The organism is Deinococcus sp. AJ005 (genome assembly GCF_009017495.1).
Lineage (GTDB): Bacteria > Deinococcota > Deinococci > Deinococcales > Deinococcaceae > Deinococcus.
On record NZ_CP044990.1, the window covers coordinates 2,766,407 to 2,782,732 of the forward strand.

A 16,326-nucleotide genomic window follows, 5' to 3' on the forward strand; every position below is an offset into this window, starting at 1 on the left:
GGTTGCGGTCACTCTTCCACACGCACTTCTACCGCTTTTCCCTGTGGCAGCCGATAGGCGCGCAGCACCCGGTTTTGCAGGTCCGCGATCACATAGGGCACCGGGTAAGCGGCCAGACGCAGATCGGTGGAACTGGGCCACGCCGGGCCGCGCGGATGGCTGTGGTACAGCGCCACCAGGGCCAGACCGCCCCCGCGCATGGCCTTGAGGGCACGCAGCAGATGCACCGGATCTGCCAGATACTCGCGCTCCGGCTGCGGGGAAATGTTGGGCAGGGGGTACAGCGCCACGGCGCGGGCTTCCTCACGATCCAAATCCTCCGCCGTCCGGCCTGTGCCGCCCAGCGCGCCCACGCATTCGCGTGGAAACTCGCGGGCGGCGTGCGCCCACAGCGCGTCGGCCAGCACGGGAGGCAGAATCAGGGACACGCCCGCATTATGGAGCGCGGGGGCGGCGTGCCGCGCGGCACAGGTTCAAGGCGACGTGGGCCAGCAACCGCCCGTCCCTTTCTAACCTCAAACGCCGTACAGGACGACTCAATTTCCAAATGATCCGGCCCGCTTTGCGTTACACTGCCCGCTATGTCGAAGGCCCGCGCCAAAAATTCTCCCCCGGTCAGCCGTTTCGACGGCGAGGCGCTGGGTCTGGTGCTGTTCGCGGTGGGCATTTTTCTGGCGGTGACGCTGCTGCTGCCGGGCGAGGACGGGCTGGGAGCGGGCGGCGCGGTCACCCCCGGCACTGGCGGCGCGGCGGGGTTCATGGGCGGGGCGCGTTCACTGCTGCTGGACGGGCTGGGCTGGGGCGCGTACCTGCTGCCGATCATTCCCGTCGCCTACGGCGCGCTGGTCTTCCTGGGCCGTGACCTGAGAAACCTGAGCCGCCGGGTGCTGGGCGGCATTGTGGTGGTGGCCTCGCTGCTGGCGCTGCACGAGGTCGTTCAACCGGGGGCGGCGGGGCAGGGGGCCGTGGTGGTGATGCGTCCGCTGGTGGCAACCCTCAGCTACGCGGCGCTGCTGCTGCCCCTGATCACCCTGACGCTGGGGCTGGAGCTGATGCTGCGGCTGACCCCACTGAGCATGCTCAAGTCTGTTTTCCGGCGGCTCAGCATGCTGCTGGGCGGTGCATCTGCGGGGGTGCAGGGGGCCATCGAGGCACGGCAGGACGGTATCGAGTCGGCCCGCGCACGCGGCGGCGTGCGCGCCGGGCTGATGGCCCACGGGCGCGAGCTGGACACCCTGCGCCGCCTGTACCCGGATGCCAATGAGATCAAAACCCAGCAAACCGAACTCAAGACCGCCCAGCGCGAGATACGTGGCCAGGACGAGGCGGGCCTCAAGGGGCTGGAGCGGGATCTGAAGCACTGGCAGGAAAGTACGCGCATCTTTGTCGGCAACGGTGCCCGTGACCTGCGCGAACTGGTGGCCCGTGAAGCCCCCGACGCCGGGGCCGACGCCGAGGCCCGCGCCGCCGAGATCCGCCAGGGCCGCCATGAGCTGAGCGTGGCGCTGCCCAGCACCCAGGCGTGCGACGCGCTGGAACGCCTGCGCCGCGCGATGGTCTCCGAGATCCAGCGCCTGTCCGGGCGTGCGGGCAAGCTGGAGCGCGAACGCGTGGCCGCCGAGAAGGCCCTTGCAAAAGCCGACAGCGCTGCGCTGGCCCGCGAGTGGCCCGCCCACCGCGAACGGCAGGTGGCATGGCAGGAGGTCAGCCGAGATTTTACCGCGTGGCGCGCGCGGGCCGACGTGTATCCCGGCTGGCCCGATCTGGCCACCGCCTTTGACCGCGCCCCCACTGAAGTGGCCGGCGAACTGGCGGCGGCGCTGGCCGAGGACACCGACAGCACCCTGCGCGAGCAGGACCGCTGGAGACACCGGCTGGCGCAGGCCCAGGAGGACGCCCTGCGCCGCGCCGAGGCGATTACCGGGACGTCCACCCAGGAAGTGATTATCCCTGGCCCCGGATCTGCCCCAGCGGTGCCGCCCACGCTGGACTTCGACTTCGTGAACGCCAAGTTCTCGGAGGGCGAGGACTTTGTGGGTGGGCAGGCGTCGGGCGAGCAGATGACGGCCCCGCACGCCATGACCATCACGGCCACGCCAGCCCCGGCAGGCTGGGGAGCGCCGCCCGCCGCCACGCCGCACGCGCCCAACCGTCCCGAAACGGCTGAAACGGGCGGTGTCGATCCCTTTTCCGACTGGGACGACGACGATCTGCCATTTGGGCCTGCACCTAGTAAGACGGACCAGACGCTAGACGCCGTGCCCAGCGGTAAAGGCGAGCCGCTCCTGGGCAAGGGCGGCGTGCGTGCGGGTGCGCCTAGATCGGGCACGCCGCCGTGGGAGAAAGACGCTGGCCCACCCCGGCAGGAAAAGCGGCCCACCAACCCTGTGGGCGCAATCGCGCTGGCCCTGCCCGACAGCAAACTGCTTGATCCCATTCCGGCGGCGGCCCACAACACGGCGGCGCTGGAGGTCTCGGCGCGGCAGCGGGCCGGACTGATTGACGAGACGCTGCGGCACTTCGGTTTGCAGGCCAAGGTGGTGGACTACGCGCGCGGCCCCACCGTCACGCGCTACGAGATCGAACCCGCCCCCGGCGAGAAGATCAGCCGGATTGCCAGCCTGAGCAACGATCTGGCCCGCGCGCTGGCGGTGGGCGGCGTGCGCGTGGAGGCCCCGGTCCCCGGCAAGAGCGTGATCGGTCTGGAAGTCCCCAACGCCGAGCGCGAACCGGTGACCTTTCATCAGGCCGCCTCGTCCCCCGGTTTCCGCAACACCCGCGCCAGATTGCCGATCATTCTGGGCAAGAGCATCGACGGCGAACTGATGGTGGGCGACCTCGCCAAGATGCCACACCTACTGGTGGCGGGGAGCACCGGCTCGGGCAAATCGGTCTGTGTCAACACGCTGATCACCTCGCTGCTGTACAAGTACCTGCCCACTGATCTGCGCTTTCTGATGATCGATCCCAAGATGGTGGAACTCACGCCCTACGACGGCATTCCCCATCTGGTCCGCAGCGTTGTGACCAATCCGGTGGACGCGGCGGGGGTGCTGCTGGGCGCGGTGGCCCACATGGAGCGCCGTTACAAGATGATGAGCGCGGTGGGTGCGAAGAATCTGGAACAGTACAACGCCAAGATGCGCCAGACCGGCGAGACCGAGCTGCCGCATCTGGTCATCATCATCGACGAGCTGGCGGACCTGATGATCACCAGCCCCAAGGAAGTGGAGAGCGCGATCATGCGGCTGGCGCAGATGGCCCGCGCCACCGGCATGCACCTGATCCTAGCGACGCAGCGGCCCAGCGTGGACATTCTGACCAGCCTGATTAAAGTGAACGTTCCGGCGCGCATCGCCTTTGCGGTCAGCAGCAGCCACGACTCGCGCACCATTCTGGACAGCATGGGCGCAGAACGCCTGACGGGAATGGGCGACATGCTGTTCTATCAGCCGGGTCAGGTCAAACCCGTGCGCCTCCAGGGGCCGTATATCTCCGAGGCCGAGTCCGCTCGCATCAGCGACGAGCTGCGCCGGATGGTCTTCGAGGACGATTTCGTGGAAGCCTACGGCGCAGACTTCGATAGCGAGATCATGTCCAGCGGCCCCGGCGACAGGAGCGGCATGGATTTCAGTGATCCGCTACTGCGTCAGGCCGCCCAGATCTGCATTGAGGAAGGCCAGGGCAGCGTCTCCAAGTTGCAGCGCCGCCTGAGTGTGGGCCACGCCCGCGCCGGGAAGCTGATGGACCTGCTGGAGGCGATGGGCATCGTCAGCAAGCACCAGGGCAGCAAACCCCGCGACATCCTGGTGACGGAAGCCGATCTGCCCGAATACTTTGGTTGAATACTTTGGTTGAATACGTTGGCTGAGGGATCTGGCTGAAGGGAAAGGCGGGCTGAGGGCAGGTGCTCAGGCTCCCGGGTCCGTTTCAGGAGGCCAGCAGCCTTGTACCCGGCTCAAATCTGTAGGCCAGGGCACACGCTCTCGCGTAACATGTTTAGACCTTGCGGTCCACCCTCTTTCCCTTGGACAGTTCCCCTGTCCAGCCCCCACAACCCCATAACCCACATTCCAGACGCGCACATTCTAAATATACACACCCCAGAGGCTGTCCATTTCTATGACCCAGACCACAGCTTTTTTTCATACCTTTGACCCCGCCGACGTGACGGTGCATCTGCGCCCGGCCACGCCCCGGTTGGTGGGCGTGGCCGAGAAGGAGGCACTGCTGCGTCAGGGGGTGTCCTACGGCACACTGCTCACGCCCGAAACGCGCCCCAGCGCCGTGCAGATGGCCGCCTACCACGCGGCCCTGACCCGCAACGGCCCCCGCGTGGCGGAGTTGATCGCCAGTCTGACCGGGCATCTGCTCCAGACCGTGCCGCAGCCGGTACTGGTGTCGCTGGCCCGTGCAGGAACGCCCGTCGGCTGTGCCATGACCCGCTTTTCGCGGCGGCGGGGGCAAAAGCTGTCCCATCACACCCTCAGCATCATTCGGGGGGGCGGCATTGACCGGGAGGCGCTGCGGCGCGTGCAGCATGCGCATCCGGGGGGCACACTGGTCTTCGTGGACGGCTGGACGGGCAAGGGCAGCATCTGGGGAACGCTGGTGGACAGCCTGCCCGGGGACGTGCCGCCGCTGCTGGCCGTGCTGAGTGATCCAGCGGGCGTGGCAAGTTTCGCCGGCACCCACGACGATCTGCTTCTGCCCCACGCGGCGCTGAACGCCACCATCAGCGGGCTACTGAGCCGGACATTTGTGGACGCCGAGGCAAACGGCGGGGGCCTACACGGCGTCCGCACCGAGGATCATCTGCGCCCCGACGATGTGACGGGCGAGTATCTGGCGGCACTGGACGCATTCGACACGGGGATAGACCTTCCCATGAATCCCGGTCTCCGCCCCACGCGCCCCTACGACGCAGTGCTGGCGCTGGCGGCTGGGCTGGGCGTGCAGGACCCGCATCTGGTCAAGCCAGGGGTGGGCGAGGCTACCCGCGTGTTCCTGCGCCGCCAGCCTGCCGGGTTGCTGCTGCGGGACGCCGGACACCCTGACACCCGCCACCTGAGCGAACTGGCACGGGCGGCGGACATTCCCGTGACGGTTCACCCGGAGCTGCCGTATCTGGCGGCGGCGCTGATCAGCCCACGCGCCGGGGAGGACGTATGACCGCCCCGCTCTCGCCAGCGCTCCCCTTGAACCCCTGGCGACTGAATCCCTGGCAACTGGGGGCCAGCCTGTACACCCCAGCCACCCGGCCCGATCTGCTGGCGCTGGGGTCCGGGCGCTACCCGTCCCTGACCAGCCTGATCTACTGCACCGAGGATTCCGTGCTGGAAGCCGATCTGCCCCTGGCACTGGCAAATCTGGCGCGCACGCTGCCGCTGCTGCCCCCACCCGGCACCGGGCCACTGCGCCTGATCCGCGCCCGCAACCCACACGTTCTGGCGCACCTGCTGACACTGGACCTACGCGGGGTCAGCGGCTTCGTGCTGCCCAAGATTCACGCGGGGAATCTGGATGCGTACCTGCGCGTGCTGGACGCCTCTACCCAGCCGCAGATGCCCGTGCTGCTCACACTGGAAACCCCGGAAGCCCTCAGCGAGGTGCAGATGACCCGACTGCGCGACCTGATTCTGGGCGGCGGCCACGGCCCCCGCGTGGCCGCCCTGCGGATCGGCGGCAACGACCTGATGCACGCGCTGGGGGTGCGCCGCAAGCCGGGGCGCACGCTGTATGAGGGACCGCTGGAACGTGTGATCAGCATGCTCATCGGCGTGTTCAAACCCCACGGTTTCGCGCTGTCCAGTCCAGTCTATGAGGTCTTTGGCGACCTGCCCACGCTGGCCCGCGAACTGGAACAGGACCTGGATTACGGGCTATGCGGCAAGACCATCATCCACCCGGCACAACTTCACACCGTGCTGGACGCCTACCGCGTGTCGGAGTCCGATTTGCTGGAAGCGCAGGCGATCCTCGCGCCAGACGCGCCCGCCGTCTTTCAGATGAACGGGCGCATGTGCGAACCGGCCACTCACACGCGCTGGGCCTCGGACATCCTGAGCCGCGCCAGGCTGTACGGCGTGCTGGAAACGCAGCGGCACGAGGCGCTGCACTTCTGACCAGGAACCGCACAGCACCACCCATTCTCCCACCGTTACGCTGACAAGCCGCCGCTTTCATGAGAACAATTTCAAGGAGTCTAAACCCCAGTCCTGATAGTTTCAGCGGTAAGGTCCGCAGTTGTTTGACCTCACGTTCTCGTCTTTCAAGCAGTTTTCAACAGGCAGTCAGGAGGAACACGGTATGGGTTTTCTCGACAAGCTCAAAGCGATGGGCGCGCAGGCGAGCAAGGAAGCGCAGGACGGCTGGAGCCGTTTCAATAACGGCGCATTTGCCGACGCGACAATGGCGGCGTGCGCGCTGATCGGCGCGGCAGACGGCAAGATCGACCAGACCGAGCGCAGCCGCACCGCGCAGTTCATCACCACCAGCGACAAGCTCAAGGCGTTCAATGTCTCGGATATGCGCGACAAGTATGACCGCTACTGCGACAAGATCACCGCCGATTTCGACTTCGGCAAGATTGAGCTGATGCAGGCCATCGGCAAGGTGGCGGGCAAGCCGGAACAGGCCCGCGCCGTGGTGCAACTGGCGGTTGTTATCGCCAATGCCGACGGCGAATTCGACGAGAAGGAAATGGGCGTGGTGCGCGAGATTGCCCAGGCCCTAAAGCTGGACCCGTCCGAATTTAACGTCTGAACACCCAAACCATCCCTTCGTCAATTCGCGATTCATTCCCTATTAGGAGGCACCAACATGGCAGTATCACTGAAAAAAGGCGGCAACGTTTCCCTGAGCAAAGAGGCCCCCGGCCTGACGGCCATCACCGTGGGTCTGGGCTGGGACCCCCGCGCCACCGACGGTAAAGAGTTCGATCTAGACGCGAGCGCCTTTACGCTGAAGGCCGACGGTAAGGTCCGCGCCGACGGCGATTTCATCTTCTACAACAACAAGGTTTCCTCTGATGGCAGTGTGGTGCATAACGGCGACAACCGCACCGGCGAGGGCGAGGGCGACGACGAGACCATTGACATCGACCTGAGCAAGGTGCCCGCCGACATCGACAAGGTGGCGATTACCGTGACCATCGACGAGGCCGACACCCGTGGCCAGAGCTTCGGACAGGTGGGCGGCGCGTTTATCCGCGTGATGAACAAGGACGGCGGCGCGGAGATCGCCCGTTATGACCTGAGCGAGGACTACAGCACCGAGACCGCCGTGATCTTCGGCGAGATCTACCGCAACGGCACAGACTGGAAGTTCCGCGCGGTGGGTCAGGGCTTCGCAGGCGGTCTGGCCCCAATGGCCCGCAACTTCGGCGTCAACGTCTGAGCCATCGTTAAGGCAGTTCACAGTTAAGACGTTGGGGAGGTTGGGAACGCGGTTTCCAGCCTCCCTTTTTCCACACCCCCGTAAAAAGGAGAACATGCAGACCTTCACAACCGGGCAAAAAGCACAACTGAGTACCCTGACCCCGCAGACCAATCTGACTTTAACGGTGCAGGTGACTGGCCCCGCCTCCGAATATGACCTGATTCTGTTCGGTCTGGACGCGGCGGGCAAACTGAGCGATGACCGCTACATGGTCTTTTTTAACCAGCCGCGCAGCCCGGAAGGCGCGTTGGAGATGAAAAGCGGGGCGCGCAATGAGAAGGTGTTTCAGGTAGACCTGTCCCGCCTACCCACCAGTGTTCGCCGCCTGAGTCTGGCCTCCACGGTGGACAGCGGCGCGTTTAACGCCATTGACCACGCCGAAGTCACGCTGAGCAGTTCCGGCACTCCGCTAATGAATTACCGCGTCACCGGGCGCGATTTTCAGCAGCAGAAGGCGGTCATGCTGCTGGACCTGTATTTCAAGGACGTCTGGCGTGTGGGCGCAGTGGGCCAGGGCTTCAACGGTGGTCTGGACGCACTGGTCAAGCACTTTGGCGGCACGGTGGCGGATACACCCGCCGCTCGTCCTCCCGCACCAACACCGACGCCTGCACCAACCCCCGCCACCCCACGTCCCCCACCCACACCTGCCGCAGCGCCCACACCGCCCGCCCCCACCATCAATCTGGGCAAGATCACGCTGGACAAGCAGGGCCAGAGCGCCAAGATTTCTCTGCGGAAGGACGGCCAGAAAGACCCCATCAGCGTCAACTTGAACTGGGACAAGGGCGGCGGCTTTCTGCGGGCCAGTGCAGACCTGGACCTGGGTTGCATGTTTGTGATGCAGGACGGGCAGAAGGGCGTGATTCAGGCGCTGGGCAACAGCTTTGGCAGTGACCGCTTTGAGCCGTTCATCCTGCTGGACAAGGATGACCGTAGCGGCGCGTCCAGCGACGGCGAGAATCTGGTGATCTCGCGCCCGGACCTGATTCATACCGTCGTCATTTTCGCCTTCATCTACCAGGGAACCTCTGATTTTACCAAGGTCAACGCCCGCCTGACCATGAAAGACCCGCGCGGCAACGAGATTGCCGTGCAACTCAGCAACCCCGATATGCGCCGGACGTTCTGCGCCATTGCCAGCATTGAAAACGTGGGCGGCGAGGTCAAGATCACCAAGGAAGAACGCTATTTCAAGGACCATCAGGAGGCCGATCAGCACTTCGGCTTCGGCTTCCGCTGGTCTGCGGGCAGCAAGTAGATGGGCGTTCTCCAGGCTGGACAACGCGTCCCACTCAGCACGCTGGGCGTGGGCCAGCGCCTGAGTGTGGACATCCACTGCACGCTGGACGGCGCGGATCTGACCGCCTTCGGCTTGCAGGACGGAAAGCTGAGCGATGACCGTTACATGGTCTTCTTCAACCAGCCGCGCAGCCCGGAAGGGGCGCTGGAACTGGCCCGACAGGGGGTGGACACGAGCTTTAGCGTGGACCTCGCGGCGCTGCCCACTTTCATCACCGAAATTTATTTCACGGCCACGCATGACACCCAGGCGATTGCTGGGGCGGGGGCGCTGTCCGTCAAAGTTGGGGACGCAACATTTGACGTCAAACCCCATCTGAAAGCGGAAAAGGCCGTGATGCTGATTCGGCTGTACCGCCACGCGGACGGCTGGCGGCTGGCGACGGTGGCGCAGGGCTTTAACGGTGGGCTGGACGCTCTGGTGCGGCACTTTGGCGGGGAAGTTGCGGAGGCTGAGGCAGCGCCAGCCCCCACCGTCAATCTGCACAAGGAGCGCCAGCGGGTGCTGCTGGAAAAGGCCGAGCGCGAGCAGCCCCAACTGGTCAGCCTGATCAAAACGGCCAGTGTCAGCCTGGAAAAACGCGGACTAGCCGACGCCCGTTACCGCGTCAAACTGGTGCTGGACATCAGCGGCAGCATGCAGAACGAGTACCGTAGCGGCGCGGTGCAGGCGCTGGCCGAACGCGCTCTGGCCCTGGCCGCCCGCCTGGACGACGACGGCGAGGTGGAGGTCTACCTCTTCGGGATCAAGGCGCACCGCAGCGGCACGCTGTCGCTGGACAACGTGGCCGGGTTCGTGGACCGCCTGAAGGTCAAGCTGGAAGGCGGCACCCACTACAGCCCGGTCATGAAAATGGTCCGCGAAGACGCCGAGAAAGAGGGCCGCGAGCTGCCGTGTCTGGTCCTGTTCATCACTGATGGCGGCACCAGCAACCCCGCCGTCGTGATTCGCCAGATGACCGACGCCGCCCACGAGCCGATCTTCTGGAAGTTCATGGGGATTGAAGAGGGCCGCGTCAACTTTGACTTTCTGGAAAAGCTGGACGATCTGCCGGGCCGCGTGGTGGACAACGCCGACTTCTTCCGGGTGCCTGCACCCATTAAAATTGGGGACGCCGAACTGTTTGACCTGCTGCTCAATGAGCTGGACGGCTGGCAGCGGGACGCAAAGGCAGCGGGAATCCTGCGGGTCTAACTGTCCAACGGTCAAACCGTCTCACCGCAAAAACAAAGGCCAAACGCCCTATCTTTAGCAGTTAGACAGCTAGACCTTTAGACGGTTTGACAATCTCTAGCCTCCATTCCCCCCTCACACAAGGAGAACAACATGCCTATTTCCCTCAAGAAAGGACAGCAGATCAGCCTCACCAAGGAAGCCCCCGGCCTCAGCAGCGTTCGCATGGGCCTGGGCTGGGACGCCATCAAGAAAAAGGGCTTCTTCGGCTTCGGCGGCGGCTCGGTAGACGTGGATCTGGACGCCAACGCACTGATGTTTGACGCGCAGGGCCAACTGGTGGACGCCGTGTGGTTCCGCCAGCTTCAGAGCAAGGACGGCGCGATCCAGCACAGCGGCGACAACCGCACGGGCGCGGGCGACGGCGACGACGAGAGCATCACCGTGAACCTATCGCGTCTGCCCGCCAATGTGACCACCCTGATCTTCAGCGTCAACAACTACAGCGGCCAGGATTTCGGCCAGATTGAGAACGCCTACTGCCGTCTGGTCAATACCCAGGGCGAAAGCGAAATTGCCCGTTATGACCTGTCGGCGGGCGGCCAGCACAGCGCCATGATCCTGGCGAGCCTCAAGCGGCAGGGCAACGACTGGACCATGACCGCCATCGGCGCAACATCTAAGGGGCGGACGTATCAGGACAACCTGCCGGACATCAAGGCTTACCTGTAATCAAAGCGGGCTGAGGGGCTTGATCAAACGATTTTTTCAGGCTGTGACCACAGTTCATCCCCTCCTCTCCTGCTGGGAACTCTTGACTCCAAATCTCCGTATTTACTATCGGACCATCAGCAACATGATGGTCTAGAACCCGAAAAAGGATGGAACTAACATGGCACTTTCACTTCAAAAAGGCGGCAACATCTCCCTGAGCAAGCAGGACGCCAACCTGCAACGCATCATCGTGGGCCTGGGCTGGGACCCGCGCCCCACCGACGGTCAGGCGTTTGACCTGGACGCCTGCGCGTTCCTGCTGGGCAGCAGCGGCAAAGTGCGCGGCGATCACGATTTCATCTTTTACAACCAGCTCCGCAGCACGGACGGCAGCGTGGAGCATACCGGCGACAACCGCACGGGCGAGGGCGACGGCGACGACGAGGCCATCAAGATCAACCTGACGCAGGTTCCCGCCGAGATTGACAGAATCGCCGTCAGTGTGACCATTGACGAGGCGGAGGCCCGCCGTCAGAACTTCGGACAGGTGGGCGGCGCGTTCATCCGCGTGGTCAACGAGGACAACAATCAGGAACTGACCCGTTTTGATCTGGGCGAGGATTTCAGCACCGAGACCGCCGTGATCTTCGGCGAGATTTACCGACACGGCGGCGAATGGAAGTTCCGCGCGGTGGGCCAGGGCTATACCGGCGGCCTGGGGCCGTTGGCACGCAATTACGGCGTGAACGTCTGAATTAAAGAACCCTCAGTGGCACCCGTTCCCCACAGGCCGGGTGCCGTTTCTATGGCGGGAAGACCGCTCTGTAGCGGCAAGCCCGCATAATAAAGCGTTTGGCCTGTCCCCCACAGAGAGGGCAGCCAGCAAGGAGAACGTTAGTGATTCAAAGAGAGTTTGGCTTCGCCTTTGGTGTGAGCATCGTGGCCCTGATTCTGACCTTCTGGTACGGATTCAATACCGGCGGACTGGCGGTGGCCCTGAATTTCCTGGTGATCGCTGTGGTGCTGGGCGTCATGGAAGTGTCCCTCAGCTTTGACAACGCGGTGGTCAACGCCTCGGTCCTCAAGAACATGACCGAGAAGTGGCAGCGCCGGTTCCTGGTCTGGGGCATTCTGATCGCCGTGGTGGGGATGCGGCTGGTCTTTCCGATTGCCATCGTCGCCATCACGGCGGGCCTAGGCTTTGGCGAGGTGGCCAGTCTGGCCCTGAATGACTCGGCCAAGTACGGGGAGTATCTGGAGAAGGCCGAAGTCGTCATCAGCGCGTTCGGCGGCATCTTCCTGCTAATGGTGGCGCTGAATTACCTGATGGACCCGGAAAAAGACGAACACTGGCTGGCGGGTTTTGAGCGCCGTCTGGCCGGACTGGGCAAGCTGGACACCATTCAGGCGCTGATCGCGGGTGTGGTGCTGCTGTCCATCACGCACTTCTTGGTGGCCCCTGCCGAGCAACTCGCGGCGGTCACGGCGGGCATGGTGGGCCTACTGGTCTACCTGGCCATGAACGCCATCGGCGGCCTGTTTGACCCCAATGACATGGCGGCCAAGGCAGGCGCGGCGGGCCTCACAGCTTTCCTGTACCTGGAAGTGCTGGACGCGTCTTTCTCGCTGGACGGCGTGATCGGGGCCTTCGCCGTGACCAAGGAAATCGTGATCATCTCGGCAGGGCTGGCGATTGGCGCGGTGTTCGTGCGTTCGCTGACGCTGTTTCTGGTCCACCAGGGAACACTGGCGCAGTACCGCTTCCTGGAACACGGGGCGCACTACGGCATCCTGGCGCTGGCGATCATCATGCTGAGCAGCACCAACCGCAACGTGCATATCCCGGAACTGGTGACGGGCCTGATCGGGGTGGCGTTTATCGGGGCGTCCATCTGGTCCAGCGTGCGGGCCAACAAGCGCGAACTGGCCGAGGGGAAATCTCAGCCCAACTGAGTGCAAGATGGGTAAGGCTGTGGAGGGGGCGAAGAAGCTCCCTCCACAGCCTTTTTGTGGAGCTTTCCTGAAGACCAAAACGTATCCCTGCCCGTGACATCACCGCCGCCGCCGCGCTTAAATACGGCCATGCTTGGAAAATTCTTCAAGAAACCGGCGGACAGCATGGGCGGGCGCGTTCCCCCCGGCCAGAGCCTGACGGCCCGCTTTCCCGTCCTGACCTACGGCCCCGCGCAGCGTTACGACGCCTCAGAAGTGGTCATTCGCATCAGCGGGCTGGCCGGGGAGAAGACCCTGACCTGGGCAGAGCTGATGGCGTTGCCTCAGACCACGCTGACCTACGACATCCACTGCGTGACGCACTGGAGCAAGCTGGACACCGAATGGACCGGCGTGCGCGTCATGGACCTGATGGAACACCTTGAGCTGGACCCGGCAGCCAAATACGTCATGCAGCACAGCGTCGGGGGCTACACCACCAACCTCTCGCTGGAGGACTTCACGCGCCCGGAGAACCTGCTGGCGCACACCTTTGGCGGCGAACCTCTGACGGCTGAACATGGCGGGCCGCTGCGGCTGGTGGTGCCCCACCTGTACTTCTGGAAAAGTGCCAAGTGGCTGACCGGACTGGAATTCATGGCCGCCGACAAGCCCGGATTCTGGGAAGTCAACGGCTACCACATGCGTGGCGATCCCTTCAAGGAACAGCGCTACGACGACGATTGATGGTGGAAGATCAGATGCCCACCGCTGAGGGTTACCTCGTCCCGGATGTTCTGAAACCCGGCCTCGCGCTTGTACTTGTCGGCACCGCACCCAGCAAAATCAGTGCGGCAAAACGGGCGTATTACGCCAATCCGGTCAACAAATTCTGGCGCACGCTGCATGTGGTGGGAATGACTCCGAGGCAACTCGCGCCGCAGGAATATCCGCAGGTTCTGGATTATGGCATCGGCCTGACGGACGTGGCGAAAAGGCACAGCGGCGTGGATTCGGCCCTGCCCGGCGAGGCATGGCAGCCGGACGAACTGCTGGAAAAGATCAGGACATACCGTCCGCAGATCATCGCCTTCACCAGCAAGCGCGGCGCGTCCGAGATGCTGGGGAAGCCGACGGGCAAGCTGCCCTATGGCCTTCAAACAGAGACGCTGGAAGGGGCGGAAGTCTGGGTCCTGCCCAGCACCAGTCCGCTGGGCCACAACTATTTCCACCTTGAGCCGTGGCAGGAGCTGTCTAACCGGGTGTCTGAGATCAGAGACAAGCTGAGCGAACGCTGAACATGGCGTCCCAGAGGGCGGGAACTTTCCTCAGCCTCACGCCGTATTCTGGTTTGTATGGCCCCCTCTGTCACCACCCTCCTGACTGTGGCCCGCACCGGCTCGCGCGTGGTGCGGTATCTAATCCGGCCCGCGCATAAGGGACCGGGGGACGTGAACAGCTTGGGCCACGATCCCTGGCTAACCCCTCAAATGGAAAACGGCGGCTCCGGTGATCTGCGCCGTCAGGCCACCCGGCTGGCGCGGCGCGGCGCGGGCCTGGGCAAACTGACCCTGCAAGGCGTTCTGGGCGCGTTCGTGATCTTTCCGCTGCTGCTGATCTTCGGCGTGTTGCTTGCGCTGGGGTTTGAACCTGCGGGCTGGCTGCTGGGCATCACGCTGCTGCTGGGGCTGCTGGGACTGGTCCGCACCGCCGTTAGCGCCACCCGCCTGATGAACGCGCCGGATGAGGATGCTCTGGCGAACACTCCAAACGCTACTCTACCCGCCGACCTCAGGGCCGATGAAACCAGTCTGCTGGGAACACTGAGGACACACGAGCGTGCGCTGCCCCCGGCCAGCCGCGTGGCCTTTCACGCCACCGTGATCGCCACCCGCGACGCCCTGCGCGTCTCGGCGGGTGACCCGATGCTAAACCGTGACGCCTTTGACGTGCGGCAAGCGGCCCGCGAGGATATTCCCGAACTGTTGGAAACCTACCGCACCGTGCCGCCCACCCCCGCCAACGAGGCGGAATTGCAGCGCCAACTGGCTTTAATTGAGGGACGCATGGCCGCCGTCATCCGGGACCGCAATGCCCAGCAGGGCCGGGTTCTGAAGGCGCATGGGCGTTATCTGGAGAACAAATATCTGGAGAAACCGGAGACCGAATAGCCTTTACTTTTTCGCCTCCACTCCGGCCATCCACTCCAGAATCCAGCGGGCCACCTGGTCACTACGGGCAGAAATGATGTCCAGATGCGCGGCCCCCCTTAAGGTGCGGACGGTCATTTGCGCCCCCGTCAGCGCGGCATATTTCTGATACTCCTCGGCGTTTGAGACGCCCTCTCCAGCCACGATGCCCAGGGCAGGCAGAGACACCTTGTGCCACACACGCAGATCCTTCTCAAAGGGCGTCCCTTTTGTTCCCTGGCGCACAGCGGCGAGGTCCAGCGTCAGGCGGTTGGGAAAGTACCACTCGCTGAAATCGCTCAGGGGGGTCCAGAAGCGTTTCACGAAGTCCTGCGGATTGGTGGGGTCTGCCGGGTCCGCCAGCCAGCCAACAGGCTTGTTGCGGTCCTGCTGCCCAGCCACCCAGTAACTGTCCTTGCCGCCCAGCACGGCGGCGATCAGGTTGTTGCCCTCCACCGCATTGGTGGCCCGCCCGGTCTTGAGGGCCAGAAACGGCAGCAGGGCGTACCGCTGCTCAAGCTGCACCATCGCTGCCGCCAGATTGGTGGCCGGGTAATTCACTAGACCGCCCGATGGGGCCAGGGCATTCGGCTGGTTGGCAGCCAATCGGGCCTGGGCGGCGGCGCGGCTGGCCAGTTTGGGGCCAAAATAAATCGCGTCCACATACGGGTCTTCGGGCAGTTTTTTCAGGCCAGTGAGCGGTCCCAGCACGCCCTCGGTGCCGTCGTCGTAGTTCTGGATGGTCAGCGGCTGGTTGCTCAGCAGGCCCGGCGCACCGTCTAGCATGACCATCCCGCGTATGTCGTCCGAGCCGCGCCCTGAGTCTGCGGGGGGGCCATCAAAGTCGTAGGCTGCGTACAGTCCGGTCAGGCTGCCGCCCATTGAGTGACCGCCGATAAACACCTCAGAGGTCAGGGTACGGGCCTCTTTAATCGCCACCCGCCAGTCGCGCAGTGTCACATTCAGGCCCCAGTCGCGCATGTAGGACAGGCTTTCTTTAGAGCGGGAAGGCAGGCCGTCTTTCACGATCTGCGCCAACTCCGCAGGATTGGCTGCCGCGATCTCCGCCTGGGGTTCCAGCAGGTTGCTGCGGCGGTCCACCGTCCAGACCGCCGTGCCCGGTTGCAGGGCCACGATCTGCCGCGCCAGCCGGTCAAAACTGCCCGCACCGCCCAGAAAGCCGGGCATCAGCAGCAGGATGGTTGTGGGTTTTTCGGGGCCATAGCGAATGGTGATGCTGGCGTTCAGGTTGGTAGGCGTGCCAGGAACCACGAAGCTGGGGCGCACCACGCGCACGGCTGGAACCCGCGCCAGGACCGCGTCGCTGGGTGTGGTTACGGCGGCAGGCGCGGACGGGCGCACCGTCTGGGTGGCCGGGGCACAGGCGGCCAGCAGGGCGGAAAGCAGGAGAAGGGGCGACAGACGCATCAGCCCATGCTGCTCTGCATGCGAAAAGGGGATGGTGCGGCGGCTTACGGGCAGCCTTGGCCGGGGCTTGATCTGCTGGGGTGGGCAGGGGCGGTCCATCTGCCTATCACACGCCCGCTTCCGCACGCCACGCCGCTCTAAACTCAT

The 16,326-nt window shown here is 64.2% G+C and carries 15 protein-coding genes; 13 read left to right on the forward strand and 2 right to left on the reverse strand.

From position 1 onward, the window contains the following. Nucleotides 1–8: 8 nt before the first annotated feature. On the reverse strand, nt 9–428 hold the full coding sequence (locus DAAJ005_RS15275; protein ID WP_151847849.1) for a Mov34/MPN/PAD-1 family protein: 420 nt from the start codon (nt 426–428) through the stop codon (nt 9–11). 153 nt (nt 429–581) lie between these two features. Between DAAJ005_RS15275 and DAAJ005_RS15280 the strand changes: the two genes are divergently transcribed. The 13 genes from DAAJ005_RS15280 to DAAJ005_RS15340 all read left to right on the forward strand — a co-directional run bounded on the left by DAAJ005_RS15280 (nt 582) and on the right by DAAJ005_RS15340 (nt 14,733). Further along, nucleotides 582–3,845, forward strand: coding sequence for a DNA translocase FtsK (locus tag DAAJ005_RS15280; protein WP_151847850.1), 3,264 nt, complete (start codon nt 582–584; stop codon nt 3,843–3,845). Between the two features lie 277 nt (nt 3,846–4,122). Beyond that, the gene (locus tag DAAJ005_RS15285; protein WP_151847851.1) at nt 4,123–5,172 is read left to right on the forward strand and encodes a cysteine protease StiP domain-containing protein; all 1,050 of its coding nucleotides are present in this window, start codon (nt 4,123–4,125) and stop codon (nt 5,170–5,172) included. Further along, a complete protein-coding gene (locus DAAJ005_RS15290; RefSeq protein ID WP_151847852.1) occupies nt 5,169–6,125 on the forward strand; it encodes an HpcH/HpaI aldolase/citrate lyase family protein in 957 nt (318 codons plus the stop codon). Before DAAJ005_RS15285 ends, DAAJ005_RS15290 begins: the two co-directional genes overlap by 4 nt. Before the next feature lie 184 nt (nt 6,126–6,309). Further along, nucleotides 6,310–6,765: a tellurite resistance TerB family protein gene (locus DAAJ005_RS15295; protein ID WP_151847853.1), complete on the forward strand. Its 456-nt coding sequence runs from the start codon at nt 6,310–6,312 to the stop codon at nt 6,763–6,765. Between the two features lie 57 nt (nt 6,766–6,822). Further along, complete coding sequence (locus DAAJ005_RS15300; RefSeq protein ID WP_151847854.1) at nt 6,823–7,398, forward strand: TerD family protein; 576 nt, start codon at nt 6,823–6,825, stop codon at nt 7,396–7,398. Nucleotides 7,399–7,492: 94 nt separating this feature from the next. Next, entirely contained in the window at nt 7,493–8,701 is a 1,209-nt protein-coding gene (locus tag DAAJ005_RS15305; RefSeq protein WP_151847855.1) for a TerD family protein, read from the forward strand. Next, entirely contained in the window at nt 8,702–9,937 is a 1,236-nt protein-coding gene (locus DAAJ005_RS15310) for a VWA domain-containing protein (RefSeq protein WP_151847856.1), read from the forward strand. It begins immediately after the preceding gene. A gap of 132 nt (nt 9,938–10,069) precedes the next feature. Further along, nucleotides 10,070–10,648 carry a TerD family protein gene (locus DAAJ005_RS15315; protein WP_151847857.1) on the forward strand — a complete coding sequence of 193 codons (579 nt, stop codon included), beginning with the start codon at nt 10,070–10,072 and terminating at the stop codon, nt 10,646–10,648. Between the two features lie 160 nt (nt 10,649–10,808). Then, nucleotides 10,809–11,384 carry a TerD family protein gene (locus tag DAAJ005_RS15320; protein ID WP_151847858.1) on the forward strand — a complete coding sequence of 192 codons (576 nt, stop codon included), beginning with the start codon at nt 10,809–10,811 and terminating at the stop codon, nt 11,382–11,384. 143 nt (nt 11,385–11,527) lie between these two features. Next, entirely contained in the window at nt 11,528–12,583 is a 1,056-nt protein-coding gene (locus DAAJ005_RS15325) for a DUF475 domain-containing protein (RefSeq protein ID WP_151847859.1), read from the forward strand. Nucleotides 12,584–12,712: 129 nt separating this feature from the next. After that, on the forward strand, nt 12,713–13,309 hold the full coding sequence (locus DAAJ005_RS15330; RefSeq protein ID WP_151847860.1) for a sulfite oxidase-like oxidoreductase: 597 nt from the start codon (nt 12,713–12,715) through the stop codon (nt 13,307–13,309). A 14-nt stretch (nt 13,310–13,323) separates the two neighbouring features. Next, on the forward strand, nt 13,324–13,860 hold the full coding sequence (locus DAAJ005_RS15335) for a mismatch-specific DNA-glycosylase (protein ID WP_226342468.1): 537 nt from the start codon (nt 13,324–13,326) through the stop codon (nt 13,858–13,860). Between the two features lie 57 nt (nt 13,861–13,917). After that, a complete protein-coding gene (locus DAAJ005_RS15340; protein WP_151847862.1) occupies nt 13,918–14,733 on the forward strand; it encodes a hypothetical protein in 816 nt (271 codons plus the stop codon). A 3-nt stretch (nt 14,734–14,736) separates the two neighbouring features. Here DAAJ005_RS15340 and DAAJ005_RS15345 read toward each other — a convergent pair whose 3' ends face one another. Further along, on the reverse strand, nt 14,737–16,179 hold the full coding sequence (locus DAAJ005_RS15345) for an alpha/beta fold hydrolase (protein ID WP_192930794.1): 1,443 nt from the start codon (nt 16,177–16,179) through the stop codon (nt 14,737–14,739). Between the last annotated feature and the right edge of the window lie 147 nt (nt 16,180–16,326).